The sequence below is a fragment of the Rhodococcus sp. NCIMB 12038 genome, from assembly GCF_002165735.1.
In the GTDB taxonomy this organism is placed as follows: Bacteria; Actinomycetota; Actinomycetes; order Mycobacteriales; family Mycobacteriaceae; genus Rhodococcus_F.
In genome coordinates, this window is the sequence record NZ_NHML01000089.1 from 1 (window position 1) to 1,221 (window position 1,221).

The following is a 1,221-nucleotide window of genomic DNA, read 5'->3' on the forward strand; positions in this document are numbered from 1 at the left end:
TAGAGACGACTCCCCTCGGGCGATCCCGACGACAACCCCGCGGGCAGGATCCCTATTTCACGCGGGCTGCGCAGCCCCCGTTCACCAGGCGCCGGGGCCCGGGGCGCGTGCAGGTCACAGCGCCGAACACGGCCTCGGCCACGATGCGGGGATCGCGCCGGGCGATCACCGTTAACGGGTCATCCATGGGGTCGACGGACTTCTCCGAGCCGACGCCTTGTGAGCCTGTAGCCTCCTTGACATGGTGGAAGTCGCTGATGAGAGGCCCGCGCCGCCCTATCCGATCGAGTCCGTCGACCGCACCTTGACCCTTATCCGTATGCTTGCGGAACGTCGCGAGGTCAAGTTGTCTGAGGTCAGGGAACAACTAGGCGTCGGGCAATCCACCGCGCATCGTCTTCTCGCGATGTTTGTCTATCGAGGATTCGCAGTGCAGGACTCTGCGACACGTGCCTACCGGGCAGGCCCGGCGTTGCTGACTCTCAGGCACGATCCTGAGGTCCGTTTGGATGTGGCTCGAGACATTCGGCCCATGCTGTCGTGGCTGGCACGAGAGAGTGGCGAGACTGCGCATTTCGGAGTCTTGGATGGCACCGATGTGAGATACGTCGACGTGGTGGAGAGCAATCAGGTACTGCGGGTGACCGGGAGGCGTGCGCAGACACGACCGGCACACGCTACAAGCATCGGAAGGGCGATGCTCTCTGCTGAGAGCGATGCCTCGGTCCGCGCGCGTTACCGCGGGGGCCCGTCGCACGCTGATACTCACACAGACTTCGATGCCCTGTTGCGCGAGCTGGCTCAGAGTCGGCGCCGCGGATACGCCCGTAACCGTGGGGATGTAGAACCTGGAGTCTGTTCGGTAGGCGTAGCGGTCGTCACGCGGGACGGCGAGTTGCTCGGTGGTCTGAGTGTCGCTGCCCCGGAATCGCGTTGGAGCACGCCGATTGAGCGAGCCCACGTCAAGTTGCTGCTTGATGTCGCCGCAAAGCTGGCGGCCTCGACCGAGTAGTCGGCCTTCTGCCGGCCCGTTGTAAACAGGTGCAGTAGAGCTCGTTCGGCGTTCTGCTGGTGATCGACCGTGAAGTGTGACAAGGCCGGCGAAGGGGGCCTGTGAGGTTCCCCCCGAACGGTGGACAAGGGGGTTACATACTTCAGGCGACTGCCGCCTGAAGTGACTTCTCGTAACTGTCGGGGCTTTGCATCCCCACTGCCGAGTGC

General features: G+C 63.9%; 1 protein-coding gene. It reads left to right on the forward strand.

Features of this window, described 5'->3' with window-relative positions; translation table 11 throughout:
- Positions 1-241 precede the first annotated feature (241 nt).
- Positions 242-1,012: an IclR family transcriptional regulator gene (locus CA951_RS45325; protein WP_087562468.1), complete on the forward strand. Its 771-nt coding sequence runs from the start codon at positions 242-244 to the stop codon at positions 1,010-1,012.
- Positions 1,013-1,221 lie beyond the last annotated feature (209 nt).

Coding starts and splice junctions, on each gene's coding strand:
- CA951_RS45325 (WP_087562468.1), top strand. CDS start 242: ATGGTGGAAGTCGCTGATGAGAGGCCCGCGCCGCCCTATCCGATCGAG.